The sequence below is a fragment of the Myxacorys chilensis genome (assembly GCF_059505265.1).
The window spans coordinates 15,977-30,147 of sequence record NZ_JCACKG010000005.1 but is presented as its reverse complement, the minus strand read 5'-3'; the positions used below and the strand labels follow the sequence as shown (position 1 = coordinate 30,147).

At 47.2% G+C, this 14,171-nt stretch carries 16 protein-coding genes; 4 read left to right on the top strand and 12 right to left on the bottom strand.

Features of this window, described 5'->3' with window-relative positions:
* Positions 1-463 (top strand): ISAs1 family transposase (locus AC5JLB_RS00330; protein ID WP_495871867.1); only part of this gene is annotated, 463 nt, incomplete at its 5' end.
* Positions 464-487: 24 nt separating this feature from the next.
* Here AC5JLB_RS00330 and AC5JLB_RS00325 read toward each other — a convergent pair.
* The gene (locus AC5JLB_RS00325; RefSeq protein WP_495871866.1) at positions 488-2,134 is read right to left on the bottom strand and encodes an acetolactate synthase large subunit; all 1,647 of its coding nucleotides are present in this window, start codon (positions 2,132-2,134) and stop codon (positions 488-490) included.
* Between the two features lie 96 nt (positions 2,135-2,230).
* Positions 2,231-3,622, bottom strand: a complete 1,392-nt coding sequence (locus AC5JLB_RS00320; RefSeq protein ID WP_495871865.1) for an NAD-dependent succinate-semialdehyde dehydrogenase — start codon at positions 3,620-3,622, stop codon at positions 2,231-2,233.
* Positions 3,623-4,186: 564 nt separating this feature from the next.
* Here AC5JLB_RS00320 and AC5JLB_RS00315 point away from each other — a divergent pair.
* Entirely contained in the window at positions 4,187-4,585 is a 399-nt protein-coding gene (locus AC5JLB_RS00315; RefSeq protein WP_495871864.1) for a response regulator, read from the top strand.
* On the opposite strand, the gene AC5JLB_RS00310 is transcribed toward AC5JLB_RS00315, so the two are convergent.
* Positions 4,548-4,973: a Na-translocating system protein MpsC family protein gene (locus AC5JLB_RS00310; RefSeq protein ID WP_495871863.1), complete on the bottom strand. Its 426-nt coding sequence runs from the start codon at positions 4,971-4,973 to the stop codon at positions 4,548-4,550. The two genes, AC5JLB_RS00315 and AC5JLB_RS00310, sit on opposite strands and share 38 nt — an antisense overlap.
* 242 nt (positions 4,974-5,215) lie before the next feature.
* Positions 5,216-5,395 carry a hypothetical protein gene (locus tag AC5JLB_RS00305; protein ID WP_495871862.1) on the bottom strand — a complete coding sequence of 60 codons (180 nt, stop codon included), beginning with the start codon at positions 5,393-5,395 and terminating at the stop codon, positions 5,216-5,218.
* Positions 5,396-5,611: 216 nt separating this feature from the next.
* Between AC5JLB_RS00305 and AC5JLB_RS00300 the strand changes: the two genes are divergently transcribed.
* On the top strand, positions 5,612-6,199 hold the full coding sequence (locus AC5JLB_RS00300; protein ID WP_495871861.1) for an SRPBCC family protein: 588 nt from the start codon (positions 5,612-5,614) through the stop codon (positions 6,197-6,199).
* Positions 6,200-6,282: 83 nt separating this feature from the next.
* A protein-coding gene (prfB, locus tag AC5JLB_RS00295) for a peptide chain release factor 2 (protein ID WP_495871860.1) occupies positions 6,283-7,396 on the top strand; the annotation gives its coding sequence in 2 pieces (ribosomal slippage) (positions 6,283-6,354 and positions 6,356-7,396; 1,113 coding nt in all).
* 401 nt (positions 7,397-7,797) lie between these two features.
* On the opposite strand, the gene AC5JLB_RS00290 is transcribed toward prfB, so the two are convergent.
* From AC5JLB_RS00290 to ntrB, 8 genes are all read right to left on the bottom strand, one after another.
* A complete protein-coding gene (locus AC5JLB_RS00290; RefSeq protein ID WP_495871859.1) occupies positions 7,798-8,766 on the bottom strand; it encodes a glycosyltransferase family 2 protein in 969 nt (322 codons plus the stop codon).
* Positions 8,767-8,976: 210 nt separating this feature from the next.
* On the bottom strand, positions 8,977-9,357 hold the full coding sequence (locus tag AC5JLB_RS00285) for a single-stranded DNA-binding protein (RefSeq protein WP_495871858.1): 381 nt from the start codon (positions 9,355-9,357) through the stop codon (positions 8,977-8,979).
* 149 nt (positions 9,358-9,506) lie between these two features.
* Positions 9,507-9,881, bottom strand: a complete 375-nt coding sequence (locus tag AC5JLB_RS00280; RefSeq protein ID WP_495694226.1) for a hypothetical protein — start codon at positions 9,879-9,881, stop codon at positions 9,507-9,509.
* Positions 9,882-9,995: 114 nt separating this feature from the next.
* Positions 9,996-10,265, bottom strand: coding sequence for a hypothetical protein (locus AC5JLB_RS00275; protein ID WP_495694225.1), 270 nt, complete (start codon positions 10,263-10,265; stop codon positions 9,996-9,998).
* Positions 10,266-10,350: 85 nt separating this feature from the next.
* Positions 10,351-10,719, bottom strand: a complete 369-nt coding sequence (locus tag AC5JLB_RS00270; RefSeq protein ID WP_495871857.1) for a hypothetical protein — start codon at positions 10,717-10,719, stop codon at positions 10,351-10,353.
* A 147-nt stretch (positions 10,720-10,866) separates the two neighbouring features.
* Entirely contained in the window at positions 10,867-11,706 is an 840-nt protein-coding gene (locus AC5JLB_RS00265; protein ID WP_495871856.1) for an ABC transporter ATP-binding protein, read from the bottom strand.
* Positions 11,707-11,784: 78 nt separating this feature from the next.
* Complete coding sequence (locus AC5JLB_RS00260) at positions 11,785-13,209, bottom strand: ABC transporter substrate-binding protein (protein ID WP_495871855.1); 1,425 nt, start codon at positions 13,207-13,209, stop codon at positions 11,785-11,787.
* Between the two features lie 60 nt (positions 13,210-13,269).
* Positions 13,270-14,121 carry a nitrate ABC transporter permease gene (ntrB, locus tag AC5JLB_RS00255; RefSeq protein WP_495871854.1) on the bottom strand — a complete coding sequence of 284 codons (852 nt, stop codon included), beginning with the start codon at positions 14,119-14,121 and terminating at the stop codon, positions 13,270-13,272.
* Positions 14,122-14,171 lie beyond the last annotated feature (50 nt).

Here is a 14,171-nt window from a genome sequence, read left to right as displayed (position 1 = left end):
GACGATGCGACTCGAGCAGCCTGCACAACAAATTTGGCAAGCGCACGAAGTCAGCCGTAATCGAACAATTACGCGAACCGTTCGAGTGTATCCCTGTTCCGGTCGGCTTGAGCCAATGTGGAGTGGCATTCGCACTGCCATCTGTATCGACCAAATGGGCACTCGTGCTGGCAAACCCTATCATCAGCGCCGCTGGTTCATCAGTTCGCTCTCTGCCAGTGCCGCTCAGTTTGCTCACTGGATTCGCCATCACTGGCAGATTGAAAACGGCTTGCATTGGGTTAAGGATGTTGTGTTCCAAGAAGATGCCTCCCGCTTGACTCATCCCAATGTTGCTATCAATACCTCGATTTGCCGCAACATTGTGATTAATCTGCTGCGGCAAAACGGCTTTACCTCGCTCACTCAGGCCCTAAGAACGCTGGCTCACGATATTTCTCGCCTTTTACATCTCACACAATAAATTAGCCCTGCATACCCTGGTCTGTTAGATTGGGCAGGTTACTTCTCCCGATCGCTGGGTAAACTTCAAGTTCTCCCGATAATCCACTGGGCAATCAATCACGGCAGGCACATTCTGCTCTAGAGCTTCTCTCAAAATTGGAAGTAGATCGGCGCAGGACTCGACTCGATAGCCCTTAAGCCCCATGCTTTCTGCAAAGCGAACAAAATCAGGATTAGTAAATTTAATAAAGTTGGAATGCCCAAACTGGTTTTGTTGCTTCCACTCGATTAAGCCATAGCCACCATCGTTAAAGATAATCGTGACAAATGGAGTCCCGATTCGGAGGGCCGTTTCGAGTTCTTGGCAGTTCATCATAAACCCACCATCCCCTGTAACCGCGACGACTTTCCGATTCGGATGAACCAGCTTTGCCGCGATCGCACCCGGAATTGCAATTCCCATCGCCGCAAAGCCGTTAGAAATAATGCAGGTATTTGGACGGTGGCAATGATAGTGTCGCGCCATCCACATTTTATGAGCGCCGACATCTGAAATTACGATATCGTCGGCTCCCATCACTTGCCGCAGATCGTAAACCATCTTTTGTGGCTTAATCGGAAAAGCATCGTCCTTCGCATATTGAGCATAGTCCGCACGAATATCGGCTCTCAGGTTTAACGCCTGAGGATCAGGTTTGCCATCGCGATCGCAGCGATATAAAATTTCTTGCAACGCATCAGAAATATCACCAACGACTTCGGCAATCGGCATGTAGCTGCTATCGACTTCAGCCGGAGCAACACTAATATGAACAACGGAAACATTGCCTTGAGGATTCCATTTCTTAGGCGAGTATTCAATTAAGTCATACCCGATCGCAATCACCAGATCGGCTTGATCAAACCCGCAGCTAATATAATCACGCTGCTGTAATCCTACTGCCCACAATGCTAGAGGATGTGGATAAGGAATCACGCCTTTACCCATAAAGGTATTGGCAACAGGAATGTTTAATCGCGTCGCAAACTTCGTCAGCATTTCACTCGCATGAGAGCGAATCGCTCCATTTCCGACGAGGATTAATGGATTTTTGGCGTCATTGATCGCGATCGCGGCTTTTTCAATACTGTGAAACGAAGCATAGGTTTTTTCACTATCATCTACCAGAAGCGGTTTTCCCTGAACGGGCATTGCCGCAATGTTTTCAGGCACATCGATGTGAACGGCTCCCGGATTTTCACTTTGAGCAATCTTAAATGCTTTTCGCACAATTTCTGCCGTATTGCTAGGACGCACAATTTGGGTCGTCCATTTCGTGACTGGCGCAAACATCGCCACGAGATCAAGATACTGATGCGATTCGATGTGCATCCGATCGGTTCCGACTTGCCCCGTAATCGCGACCAAGGGAGCGCGATCGAGATTGGCATCAGCCACACCCGTCATCAAATTGGTTGCGCCAGGTCCTAACGTCGAGAGACAGACGCCCGCCCGTCCGGTCAAACGCCCGTACACGTCTGCCATAAATGCGGCTCCTTGTTCATGGCGAGTCGTAATAAACTGAATCGAAGAGGCCTTTAGCGCCTCCAGGACATGCAAGTTCTCTTCTCCGGGCAACCCAAACACATACTCTACGCCTTCTGCTTCGAGACAGCGCACTAATAGTTCAGCCGTATTCATTTCGCTCATTTCATCCTCCTAGTTGGAGGGATGAGGGATGAGGGATGAGGGATGAAAAAATGCGAACTCTTCTTTTCATCCTTCATCCCTCATCCTTCATCCCTACTATTTCACCCACACTGTTTTAACATTGACAAATTCATACAAACCTTCTTTTCCAAGTTCGCGCCCAAAGCCAGAACGTTTGATGCCGCCAAACGGCAAACGCGGGTCAGACTTGACCATACCGTTGATAAAGACCGATCCGGAGTCAAGTTCGGTGATGAAGCGATCGCGCTCTTCATCGTCCTGTGTCCAAGCGCTAGAGCCAAGTCCAAAGGGAGAATCGTTGGCGCGAGCAATGGCGGCTGAAATGTCAGGAACTCGAAACAGAAGTGCGACCGGACCAAAGAATTCGTCGTACTCTGCTAGGCTTCCCTGGGGAATGTCAGATAGAACGGTAGGTGGGTAAAAATTTCCAGACCGATTCGCTTCGCTGAGCGTTGGAGAGCCACGCATCGGTTCTCCGCCGATCAATAAGGTTGCGCCTTGGTCAATCGAGGTCTTGACCTGCTGATCTAAGTCCTGAAGAATGTCAGGCGTGGCTAACGGGCCAATCTCTGTATCGGGATGCATTGGATCGCCGATCTTGAGAGCTTTGTAGCGTTCGATCAGTTTGTGGGTGAATTCATCGGCGATCGCGTCGGCAATAATAAACCGCTTTGCCGCAATGCAGGACTGTCCACTGTTGATCATGCGTGCCGTGACTGCTGTTGCAACCGCCGCCTCCAAATCTGCACTCGGCATAACGATGAACGGATCGCTGCCTCCCAGTTCTAAAACAACTCTTTTAATTTGCTTACCTGCCGCTGCCGCTAAGCTTGCTCCAGCAGGTTCACTGCCAGTTAAGGTGGCGGCTTTGATCCGATCGTCGCTCATCAACCCGGCGATCTTATCGGCTCCGATTAATAGAGTTTGGAATGCTCCGGTTGGGAAGCCCGCTTTGGTAAAAATGTCTTCGATCGCAAGAGCGCACTGCGGCACGTTCGAGGCATGTTTAAGCACGCCGACATTGCCTGCCATCAGCGCAGGAGCCGCAAATCGAAAAACTTGCCAGAAAGGAAAATTCCACGGCATCACCGCGAGAATGACCCCCAAGGGCTGATAGCGGATAAAACTGGTCGAGGCATCGGTCTGGGCTGGAACGTCTGCGAGAAACTTGGGCGCGTGATCGGCGTAGTAACGACAGACCGAAGCACATTTTTCAACTTCCCCGATCGCCGCTTTGATCGGTTTGCCCATCTCTAGCGTCATCAGTTCAGCGTAGTGCTGTTTCTCATTCTCTAATTGGGTTGCCGCTTGGTGCAGCCACTGCGATCGCTGATGTAGCGGTGTCCAGCGATAATCTAAAAATCGGTTGTGAGCCAGTTCCACTTTGGCATCTAGCTCAGCGTCGGTTAGTGGATCAAAGGCTTGTATCGTTGCTCCGGTGCTGGGATTAACTGTAGCGATTCCCATGTCCCGCTCTCCATAACTCAAGGGTACTCAGCATTTCTTTTACCTCAGAATTGCCTTTCTGCCCTTATTGTCTGTCGGATTTCATGAAATGTGTCGTAAATCTAGCAGAAATGTCACATTTAGTATTTCAAGATATACTTTACTGGTGCTATTACCCTAGTTTGTATTTCATAAACTGAGTACCATAAGTACTTCTTTCAAAGCTTTTTGTTTAAACGTTGCGAAAACCTTAAAACTTTCTGCTTTGTTCGGCAGCGTTCAAAAGTCATGGTACGTTGAAGACATATTAGAAACTTGACGCAAATCTATAAGTTTCTTAACCAGCTTGTTATAATTCTTTACAGACCCTAGAGATTTTTACAGAGTGTGCGGATTCGTCAAAACGTACAAGTCTGGTGACTAGAGAGATATAGACAACCTGCGAGATTGGGCAAACTTTTCTAGCTCACTTCTGACGCTTGAATATATTATGTCTTTCTAAGTCTTGCTAACCCTAAAGTTTGAGCATTGCTTGTTTACGAATAAAGGTCTGGTCTATCTCCCTTAACCCTGTCCCCAAATGTTATGTGTATTCCGTCTCGGAAACCGTTAATTCTTGCTGTTGACGACAACGAAGATAATTTATTTTTACTGCAATATCAGTTGCAAGATACGATTGATTGCTCATTAATGACTGCAACTGATGGCAAATCTGCGTTAGCAATGATTGACGGCAAAACCCCAGACCTGCTGTTGCTCGATATCGTTCTGCCCGACATGGATGGCATGGAAGTGGCGCGACGCATCCGAGAATGTCAAAAGACAGCCGGTCTTCCTATCGTGGCGCTGACAGCATCGGCTCGAAAAGAAGATCGCGATCGCATTCTGGAAGCAGGCTGCAATGACTATCTCAGTAAACCTTATGATTTGACTGATTTAGAGAAAATTATTCAGCGTCATTTAGTGTGTCCTCAGAATCTTTAGGACGGCGCTGACTTTGAGAATCTCGGAATTGGGGAGCATCCTCTAATACTGCAATCGTGCCAGTGCGCCCCGTATCAAATTTGGCATCAGTTAGCACATCGATCACCTGCACTCCGACAATTTCTTCAATCAGTGCTTTCAACTCAGGGCAAATCGCTTTATCTAGATCGTCATGAACTTTCTCGGCCAGATCTTGTTGCCCCTGTTCTACCAAAACCTGCTCCGGTTTTGTAATAGAATCTTCTAGAATAATCATAATTTTTCCGTCTGAAATGTGGCACTGCACCTTGCTAGGTTGATGACCTAGATTGGAGCGGTAAAGCGCTAAAACTTTTTGTGAAAGAGAGCGCTCTACTTGTCCGCGAGTCGGTAAAGAAATAGATGTCATAGCGTTAAAGTTAGTAATACAAAAATCGAATACGGTAAGATTATTATCCTGTGTATGCCTTGCGCTCCAATCTCTCCAGAGAAAGGTTTTGTAGTATCCAAAGGAGTTTCAAACGAAGACGGTCTCTCGTTTTCTCTCTAACATACGAGCGAAGAGGTAGAGGTAGAAGCAAGGACATTATTCAATTGCAATTAGCAGAATGAACGCGCTGAGAATGAATTTGAGTTGTAGTTTTTGCTACTTCATCTTGTTTCAATCAAACCATTCACGATAATGAGCGCGATCGACAGCGATATCAAAATTCCCAGTACAAATCCGGGTAGAAATGTGAGCAACCCAATACCGCGTAAGAGCCACGTGATCACGGTTAGGGCTAATACTCCAATAAATACAACTTCTCTAGAGCTGGCAGGTTGGCGCACGGTTAGTCCTCAACAGATATAGTGCTTCTGAATACTTCATGCTACACGACTGCTTTACCCCAGTCCCGAAATTTAGTTCTGATAACTTTGAATCAATAGATTTCGCGAAATCTTCATGCAGACCTGATTCAGCTTTAACTGTTTTACAACAGGTTTGTTGCTATGGTTAACGGTAAGTTCAGGTCAAGTCTGATGAACCGTTGAGGAGTAGACTCTATGAATCAGGTGACAAGTCGTGGAATAGCGATCACAGGGCATAACGCCGAGGGAACCGCGATCGCGATTTCAAGCATTGATCCGACACGCATTGATCCGATCCTGCTAGGTGGGGAAATTCTTCTCAAAACTCATCCCTATTCTGCTTGGGGCGGGGCGGTGACAGCTCAAATGTACCTTCCCCTCGAGGCCGCGCAGGTTTGGCATCAGCTAACTGACTACCCTCGCTGGACACAGTACTTCCCGGACATCACCCGCAGTGAAGTGATTCAGGTGGTTAAAGCTGGCTCTCTAAAACGGCTGCATCAAGCGGCAAGTAAAGCGTTTTTGTTTTTCACGGCTCAAGTTGATATCTACCTCAAAGTGTTAGAAACGCAGTATCAGCGCATTCAGTTTTCGCTCGAATCAGGAAGCTTTAGCGATTTCTCGGCAGACCTCCAGATCAAAAGTTGTAACGGGGGAACGGTCTTGACCTACTTAGTACAAGCAACCCCGGTGATTCCTGTTCCCAGAGTACTGATCGAGCAGGCGATTCAGCTAGATTTGCCTACAAATTTGCGGCAGATGCGGCGAGTCATGTGCGGCTAGTGCAGCGGGGGAAGTTTAGCAAAGCCAATCGTTCGAGTTTCTACTAAAATTATCAATACTGTCTGAGAGAATCTCAAAACCGTATGGATACTGTAGACCTGAAACGTGACGTAGACTTGTTATCTTCGCGCCTGGGTAAAACCCAGGACTATCTTTGACGTTCCTGCTCTGACTGCCAAAATCCAAGACCTGGAGCAAATTGCGTCGCAACCCGATTTTTGGGATGATCAAACCCAAGCCCAGCGATCGCTGCAAGAATTAAACGATTACAAATCTCATCTTCAGCAGTTTGACCAATGGAAAGCTTACTTGGCGGACGCTGAAGCCACGCTAGAACTGCTTGATTTAGAACTAGATCAATCGCTGCTTGAAGAAGCCGAGGCAAAAACCACTCAACTCAAGCGCGAACTCGACCAGTGGGAACTTCAGCAAATGTTGTCAGGCCCCTACGACGCGAAAGGGGCCGTTCTTACCATCAATGCTGGGGCAGGTGGAACGGATGCGCAAGATTGGGCAGAGATGCTGATGAGGATGTATACCCGTTGGGGCGAAGCGCACCGCTACAAAGTCCACCTGATGGAGCTATCGGAGGGAGACGAGGCAGGCATCAAGTCAGCTACGCTAGAAATTGAAGGGCGCTATGCCTACGGCTATCTCAAGTCAGAAAAAGGAACTCATCGTCTGGTGCGGATTTCACCCTTTAATGCGAACGACAAGCGGCAAACGAGTTTTGCAGGGGTTGAAGTCATGCCGATGATTGATACTTCGGTTCAGCTCAATATTCCAGATAAGGACTTAGAGATTACGACAACACGGGCAGGCGGAAAAGGTGGGCAGAACGTCAACAAAGTTGAAACGGCGGTGCGGATTGTTCACAAGCCGACCGGGTTAGCGGTGCGATGTACCGAGGAGCGATCGCAGCTTCAAAACAAGGAGAAAGCCCTGGCACTTTTGAAGTCAAGGCTGCTTGTAATTGCCCAGGAACAACGGGCTAAGGAAATTTCTGATATCCGAGGCGACATGGTAGAAGCGGCGTGGGGCACACAGATTCGCAACTACGTGTTCCATCCCTATCAGATGGTGAAGGATCTGCGTACAAATGTTGAAACAACGGCGGTTCAGGATGTAATGAATGGAGAATTAGATCCATTTATTGAGTCCTATTTGCGACAGGAGAACCAATTAGTCGAGGCGTAATCGTAGTGGTACGGATTGGATAGCAGATATAACAGATGGTATAACCAGCATTGCATAGGAAAACCTATCAAGTAATAAAAACGGCGTTTCACAAAGAAGAATGATTTAAGTGAATCGCGGAATCTGTTTGCAACTGTTCAACGCCCTCTAGATGTATTGGGGCCACGGCGATGATGCTGTAAAGGACAAGTGAAAAAGATCAGCTAGGGCGATGGTGCGTCTGGAGCAAAGTTTATTGCAGCAATTTTTGGAGTTATCGCTTAAGGTAATGCAAACGACACAGTAAGTTTGTCTTTCAAAAGTATTTGCGACATAACCTTTGAGTTTGCCACACACTGCCAAATTTTCAGGTTTCCAAAAGTATTTATGTACGGCCCATTTTTACGAATCATTTAGGACTGCTATAGAACTCTATCCCTAACTAATTTCTTAACGAATTTAATTGTGAAAACTAGTTTCTCAAATTCTCTAAAACCCACTATATTTTGAATAAAACTGTAGATTGCAGTTCTATTTTCAGAGTCAGCTTTAAAGTCTGGATCTAGCGACAGGGTTTTTCTCAATAATTTTTTATAGCTACTTGGGTTGACTTCAATATACTCTCTAGCAATGAGAAAGTACGATTGTGCTAAAGCTTTTTGATACCTTTCTGAAAACTTTCCTGATTGATTTAAATTGTTTTCAATCTTTCTATTAATGAAAAGTTGGCTTTCTAGGTATCTAGTTTTAGAAGAGGTGGAAACTGTTACATCTCCATAACGTCTATAAATTGAGTAGCATCCTGGTTGATAACCAACTTTTGCGCCACTCATCACTACAGATATAAAAAAATCTTTGTCTTGCCCAGCTTTTAAGGTTTCATCCCATCCATTAGATTGTTGTACTGCTTGTCTCGTAAACAATAAACAAGCAGGGCAAACCCACCAAACAGACAACAACGCAGCAAGAATATCTTCCTGTTCTCCCGAGACTTTTACATCCTCCAAAATAACTTTGTCATTTGGTAAATGTCGCTGATGTCGCCAATCACCATAGACAGCATCCAGACCTGTTTCTTCTAAAAAACGCACTTGGCGCTCAACTTTCTCGGGCAAAATGTAGTCATCTGCATCCAAGTACTGAATGTACTCACCTTTAGATAGAGCAAATCCACGGTTCCGGGCATGGTTTCCACCTCGATTGGATCCAGTTTCCCAAATCACTCTATTTGCATAACGCTTAATAACTTCTAGAGAGCGATCTGTTGATCCATCATCAATTACAATAACCTCGATGAATGGGTATGTTTGCTTCAAACAACTTTCAATAGCTTCCGCTATCCATCTTTCAGCGTTGTAGCAAGGGATTATAACAGATACGAGTTTACTCATATTTTTGGAGACCTTTTCTCAAAGAAATCTCTATACCCAAAATCAACGTCGCCTCGTGGTATACAAAACCGAGCGAAGGTTTTGATCCCGTAATTTTGCAGTCTTATGGTGTCAAAAGGTTTGAAGGATTTTTGCGGAAACCAGATTTAGCTACTAGGTTGAACCAGCAGTATAAACGGTGGTTGAGAGGCAATAATGGTGGATGGCAATCTAAGATGCGATCGCTACCATTTCTTCAACATCACTCTCAGATTGTTCACTCTCAGCATCTCGAACAATATCAAGATCAATATCAATTACTGTCATTTGTAAGCCCGCTTTAGGAACATTACCATTGCTAGAAATAAAAGGGTTCGGTTCGACATTACCTGTACAGATGACAAGCGAGCCTTTCTTCAAAAACTGAAGTTTGCGCCATGCATAAGACTTTTCCCAAATACTCAAAGACACTGTGAACGATTCCTCACGGTTGCGAGGCTTCTGAACATACAAAGTGACTGAAGCAACTTTAGCCTGCTCACCATTTTTCAAGTCAACAGTTTTAACTTGAGCGTCCGCTGCCAGGTTACCACTAACAATCCACTTATTCAACCCTGCACTAGACATGGATATATCTCACAACTTCTACTGCTGTAGAGTGCCCAAAGCTCTTTGAACAGCAAACAGAGAATAGAAGACACCCCATAAAAAAGCAGTAGAACTTATTGCTCTACTGCTCAACTTTACCCAGCTTAAAAAGCTTACAGACCGACTAGCTCACGGGAATCAAGCCCAGTCAACTGCTGTGCGATCGTGAGTCGTGTTTCTAATTTCGCCACGCTAAACTCGTTGCGTAGATGCTCTAAATGTGCCAGCGCATTGGCTTTCTCGGTAGAAGCACGGTTTAGAGCATCAACCGCACGTCCATACTCCTGATTGACTTGCAAAACTTCAAAGCGGCGGGCTTTGCGCTGATTGTCATTCTTAAGCGCCGTCTCAAATGCGACAACCATATCCGCATTGCCTTCTAATCGGGCAAGATGCTGACGGATTTCAGCGATATTGAGCTCTAGCTCATTGACATGATGAGCTGCTTGCGCGATCGCAGCGGGATACTGATCTAAACGAAATTTCATGACTCGACATTCCTTGAACGTAAAAGGGTCAGCAGCCAAAGAGCCGCAACGGACTACAGACTACGAACAACAAAGGCTACGCACAAATTAGGAGAACTAAAGACCTAGAAGCAGCTATGCGACGAGTTCTTGTAGCTGAGGCAAGGCGCGATTAGGCAACTCAGACATGCTTGAAGGCGGCATCTGAGCTTGGGGCGCAGCTTTCTCCAAAACCTGAACTTCAATATTTACAGCAACCAAGTAGGAACCGGACTGATCTCCCACAGCTTCAGCAATTAGCTCAGCAAAGGCAGGACGATCGGCAGTGATCGGATCTCTCAAAGAGCAGCGATCCCATTCGTACTTGGCGGCAGGGTCAAGGTGCAGAATGTAATGCTTCGTCATGGAATAAGAACCTGAATCATCTGTACTAATTGTAGTGCAGATTCACACCAATTGCAACTGGTGGTAAAGAGGGTTGAAAGCCTTCCTAAGCAGCGATTCGCTCTAAATTACGCGACGCATTCGCCCCGCCTTTTTGGGAGTCCTCTGTCCCCAGTCGTCGCTGATCGGCTCGATCCCAATAGGCCAGCATCAGCGCGATCGCAGTCGTTCCAGGCAGCTTAACCTCATACAGAAACTGGTCTAAAATCTGGCTCCGTTGAAGTTGAAAGTGATACCCAGAACTTGCAAGACGCTGTGTGAACTTCTGAGCTTGAGCAAACGTCTCAAACCCAAAATAGGTTGCTTCCTCAGAATGAGGAACTCGGCGAAACGGAGTTCTAACGACTAAAACTCTGGGTGATAGATATTGTCCAACTCGCCCGTTCTGAAGTGAAAAGAAACGTCCGATCTCCATAGGTCAACTAAGCTCTAGATATCTCTATTGTAGTTAATCGTCACTACAGTTTCCGATAGAGATTTGGCGTGATAACCGCCTCTAAAAGCTGACGCCCTGATAGCGAATTCTGTCATAAATGCACGTAGCGAGCGCACTCCAACAGTCTCAATCATCAGCGCCAAAATGTTGATCAAGAAAATTTAGCGCATGATTGCGGAGTTCGTAGTAGTGAGGGTTTTCTCGCAGGGCGGCGCGATCGCGCGGATGGGCAAACGGAACGTCTAGAATCTCGCCAATTTGGGCGGCAGGTCCGTTCGTCATCATCACAATGCGATCGGACATATACAGCGCTTCATCCACATCATGCGTCACCATCAGCACGGCTTGGCGATGGGCTTCCCAAATATCCAGTACTTGTCGCTGAAGCTTGCCGCGAGTCAAGGCATCAAGTGCTCCAAACGGCTCGTCCATTAGCAGCATCTTAGGACGAATTGCTAACGCCCGTGCAATGCCCACCCGTTGTTTCATGCCGCCCGAGATCTCATCGGGATATTTGTTAGCGGCTGGCATCAGGTTGACCATGGCCAGATGCTCATTCACCAGACTAGCTTTCTCGGCGCGGGATGCGTCTTTTAACACTTCGTCTACCGCTAACCGAACATTTTCACGTACGGTAAGCCAAGGCAACAGCGAGTAGTGCTGAAACACCATCATGCGATCGCTGCCTGGTTTGCGAATTTCTCGCCCTTCCAGCGTCACGAGTCCAGAGGTTGACCGCTCCAATCCTGCCACGATCTTGAGTAGGGTGGATTTACCGCAGCCAGAGTGCCCGATCAGCGATACAAACTCGTTCTCTTGCACAGTGAGATTGATATTGTGGAGGACAACGAATTCGCCCCCGTTTCCTGTGGGATAGGCTTTGCTTAAGTTTTTAATCTCTAAGAATCCAGCCGTTTCTGGCTGCCTGTCGTTAGTATCTGCTGTTTGCAAGGTTGACTTAGTCATATGGTTTTGCAGAGTAGTTTTGCAGAATGGTTTTGGAGGGTGAATAGGTAAACGAAGGGTTGAGCGGTTTGAGTTTCCCTAACTGAAGTAAATCGGAACGGGGCGATCGGCGCGAATCTCGAAACTTTTGAGATAGCCCACTGGATCACTTGGATCAAAGCCTTTTTTGTCAATAAACACTTCGGGAGGTTCGATTTTGTAATCGTCAGTGGGACAGGGAATGCCCATTTCTTTAGCAACGTCCCGATAAATATCTGTGCGCCAGCCTTGAGCCGCAAGCTGATCCGCGTTCTTGGGAATCTCTTTAATTTGCCCCCAGCGGGCCGCTTGAGTCATCAACCAAAGACTTTCCGATTGCCACAAAAACGTTGACGTTTCTCCTGGCTTTTGCGGCAGGTTGGGCGGCAAATCGTAAAATATGGTCGTGTCTTCGGCTTTAACGGTGCGGTCTTTGCTATCAAAGCCGCCGTAATTGTAGTTGCCGACGATTCCAGGAGCTGTAAATTTGTCAATCGCTCCAGTTTTTGGTTTTGCTCCGGTAAACGATCGCTCCGTGATCAGTTGAGCCACTTCAACGCGATTCTCCGGTTTGCTGCAATATTGACAGGCTTCGATCATCGCTTTTAGCAGCGATCGATAGGTTTTGGGATTCTCTTTAATAAATGATTCCATTACACCCAGCAAGCGATCGGGATGCCCAAGCCAAACTTCTTTGCCCTGAGCAAAGGTGAAGCCAACGCCAGCATTTCCAGTAATGGCACGAGTGTTCCACGGTTCGGCAACCATGTAAGCCTGCATCGCTCCAATCCGCACGTTTGTCACCATTTGGGGAGGGGAAACAATGATGATGCGGAACTCTTTGAGCGGATCAACGCCTGCTGCCGCCGCCACATAGCGCACGAAATATTCGTAGATGGCAGAACTCAGGACGACTGCCCAAACCTTGCGCTCGTTGGGCTGACGCTCAAAATATGCCCGAAATTGTTGGCCAAATGCTTCTAAGTTCCCGTTATATTCCTGCCAGGGACGCAACCCAAAGTTCCACATGTTCCGGTTCATCGTCATCGCATTGCCGTGGCGGTGAATCACCATGCCTGCACATAAGGGAGCATGACGCGCTCCCTCTGCCCCAATTCGGGCGTTTGTCACTGCTCCAGACACGATAGGCGAGGCGTCTAAGCGCCCGAAAATCAATCCATCACGAGAGGTTGCCCAGCTTGCTTCACGATTCAAGCGCACGTTTAGCCCATATTTGTGAAAGAAGCCTTTTTTCCAGGCGATCGCAAAAGGAGCGCAGTCATTCACTGGTACATAGCCGACGGTGATATCTGGTTTTTCTAGCTCAGATGGTTTTACAACTTGCTCGATTGCCTTTGCTTCTTCAGTCAATCCAGCGGCAGATCGATCCGCACTGATATTGCAAGCTCCCAGCGCGACTGTTGTTGCAGTTGCACTCGCGCCCAGCAGAAACTCGCGCCTAGTCCAGGAGTTTTGGGTCGTCATAAGTTTTGAAATGCGGAGTAGGTTTGAAATGGAGGATGTAGCGGGTGATAGGAGCAGGGTTTATCCCTCTTTCGGAGTTCGGCGGTGAGTGATGAGCGCTTCAAGTTGCGCGATCGCGACATCCAGCAACAAGCCAGTAATACCAATCACAAACACCGCCAAAAACACCGAACTGAGATTCAAGCGGCTCCACTCATCCCAAACAAAAAAGCCGATCCCAACGCCGCCAGTTAGCATCTCTACCGCGACAATCACCAGCCAAGCGATCCCTAAACTAATTCGCAATCCGGTGAAAATGTAGGGCAAACTTGCAGGCAGAATGATTTTGTAAACCTGCCGCCACGACGGCATTTCTAACACTCGTGCTACGTCAAGATAATCTTTAGAAACACTGGAAACTCCTAAAGCGGTGTTAATGATGGTTGACCACAAAGAGGTAATGAAAATTACAAAAATTGCAGAGGGTTCCGCCAAATTAAAAATAGCGAGAGCGATCGGTAGCCATGCTAGAGGTGACACTGGCTTGAGAATCTGAATGATCGGATTGAGGGCCAGTAGCGCAGGGCGATACATGCCGATCAGAAAGCCGAGAGGAATTGCCACGACGGCCCCTAGCAGAAAGCCCAGCAAGACCCGTCGCAAACTCGCGAGTAACAGCCAACCAATTCCTAAATCACCTGCACCACCTTGATAAAACGGGTGCGTAATGAAGTCCAGATTATTAATAACTGCTTCATGAGGATACGGCATCAACTCATGCCGCAGCGAAGCAATTCCGTACCACAGTAGTAAAATTCCCAGAAATCCCAGTGCTGGATAGAGCACTGTATCTCGCAACAGAACAAGCTTTGTCCGCTTCCAAGTAGCCTGACTGAGGGCGACAAAGAGCGCCATTATGCTGAGTTGAACCATAATTCAGTGCTTTAAGGGTTGAGTTCAGTTATGCCAAACTGAGCAGTCTC

Coding starts and splice junctions, on each gene's coding strand:
- AC5JLB_RS00300 (WP_495871861.1), top strand. CDS start 5,612: ATGAATCAGGTGACAAGTCGTGGAATAGCGATCACAGGGCATAACGCC.
- AC5JLB_RS00265 (WP_495871856.1), bottom strand. CDS start 11,706: ATGACTAAGTCAACCTTGCAAACAGCAGATACTAACGACAGGCAGCCA.
- AC5JLB_RS00315 (WP_495871864.1), top strand. CDS start 4,187: ATGTGTATTCCGTCTCGGAAACCGTTAATTCTTGCTGTTGACGACAAC.
- AC5JLB_RS00325 (WP_495871866.1), bottom strand. CDS start 2,134: ATGAGCGAAATGAATACGGCTGAACTATTAGTGCGCTGTCTCGAAGCA.
- AC5JLB_RS00290 (WP_495871859.1), bottom strand. CDS start 8,766: ATGAGTAAACTCGTATCTGTTATAATCCCTTGCTACAACGCTGAAAGA.
- AC5JLB_RS00280 (WP_495694226.1), bottom strand. CDS start 9,881: ATGAAATTTCGTTTAGATCAGTATCCCGCTGCGATCGCGCAAGCAGCT.
- AC5JLB_RS00310 (WP_495871863.1), bottom strand. CDS start 4,973: ATGACATCTATTTCTTTACCGACTCGCGGACAAGTAGAGCGCTCTCTT.
- AC5JLB_RS00260 (WP_495871855.1), bottom strand. CDS start 13,209: ATGACGACCCAAAACTCCTGGACTAGGCGCGAGTTTCTGCTGGGCGCG.
- AC5JLB_RS00320 (WP_495871865.1), bottom strand. CDS start 3,622: ATGGGAATCGCTACAGTTAATCCCAGCACCGGAGCAACGATACAAGCC.
- AC5JLB_RS00270 (WP_495871857.1), bottom strand. CDS start 10,719: ATGGAGATCGGACGTTTCTTTTCACTTCAGAACGGGCGAGTTGGACAA.
- AC5JLB_RS00275 (WP_495694225.1), bottom strand. CDS start 10,265: ATGACGAAGCATTACATTCTGCACCTTGACCCTGCCGCCAAGTACGAA.
- ntrB (WP_495871854.1), bottom strand. CDS start 14,121: ATGGTTCAACTCAGCATAATGGCGCTCTTTGTCGCCCTCAGTCAGGCT.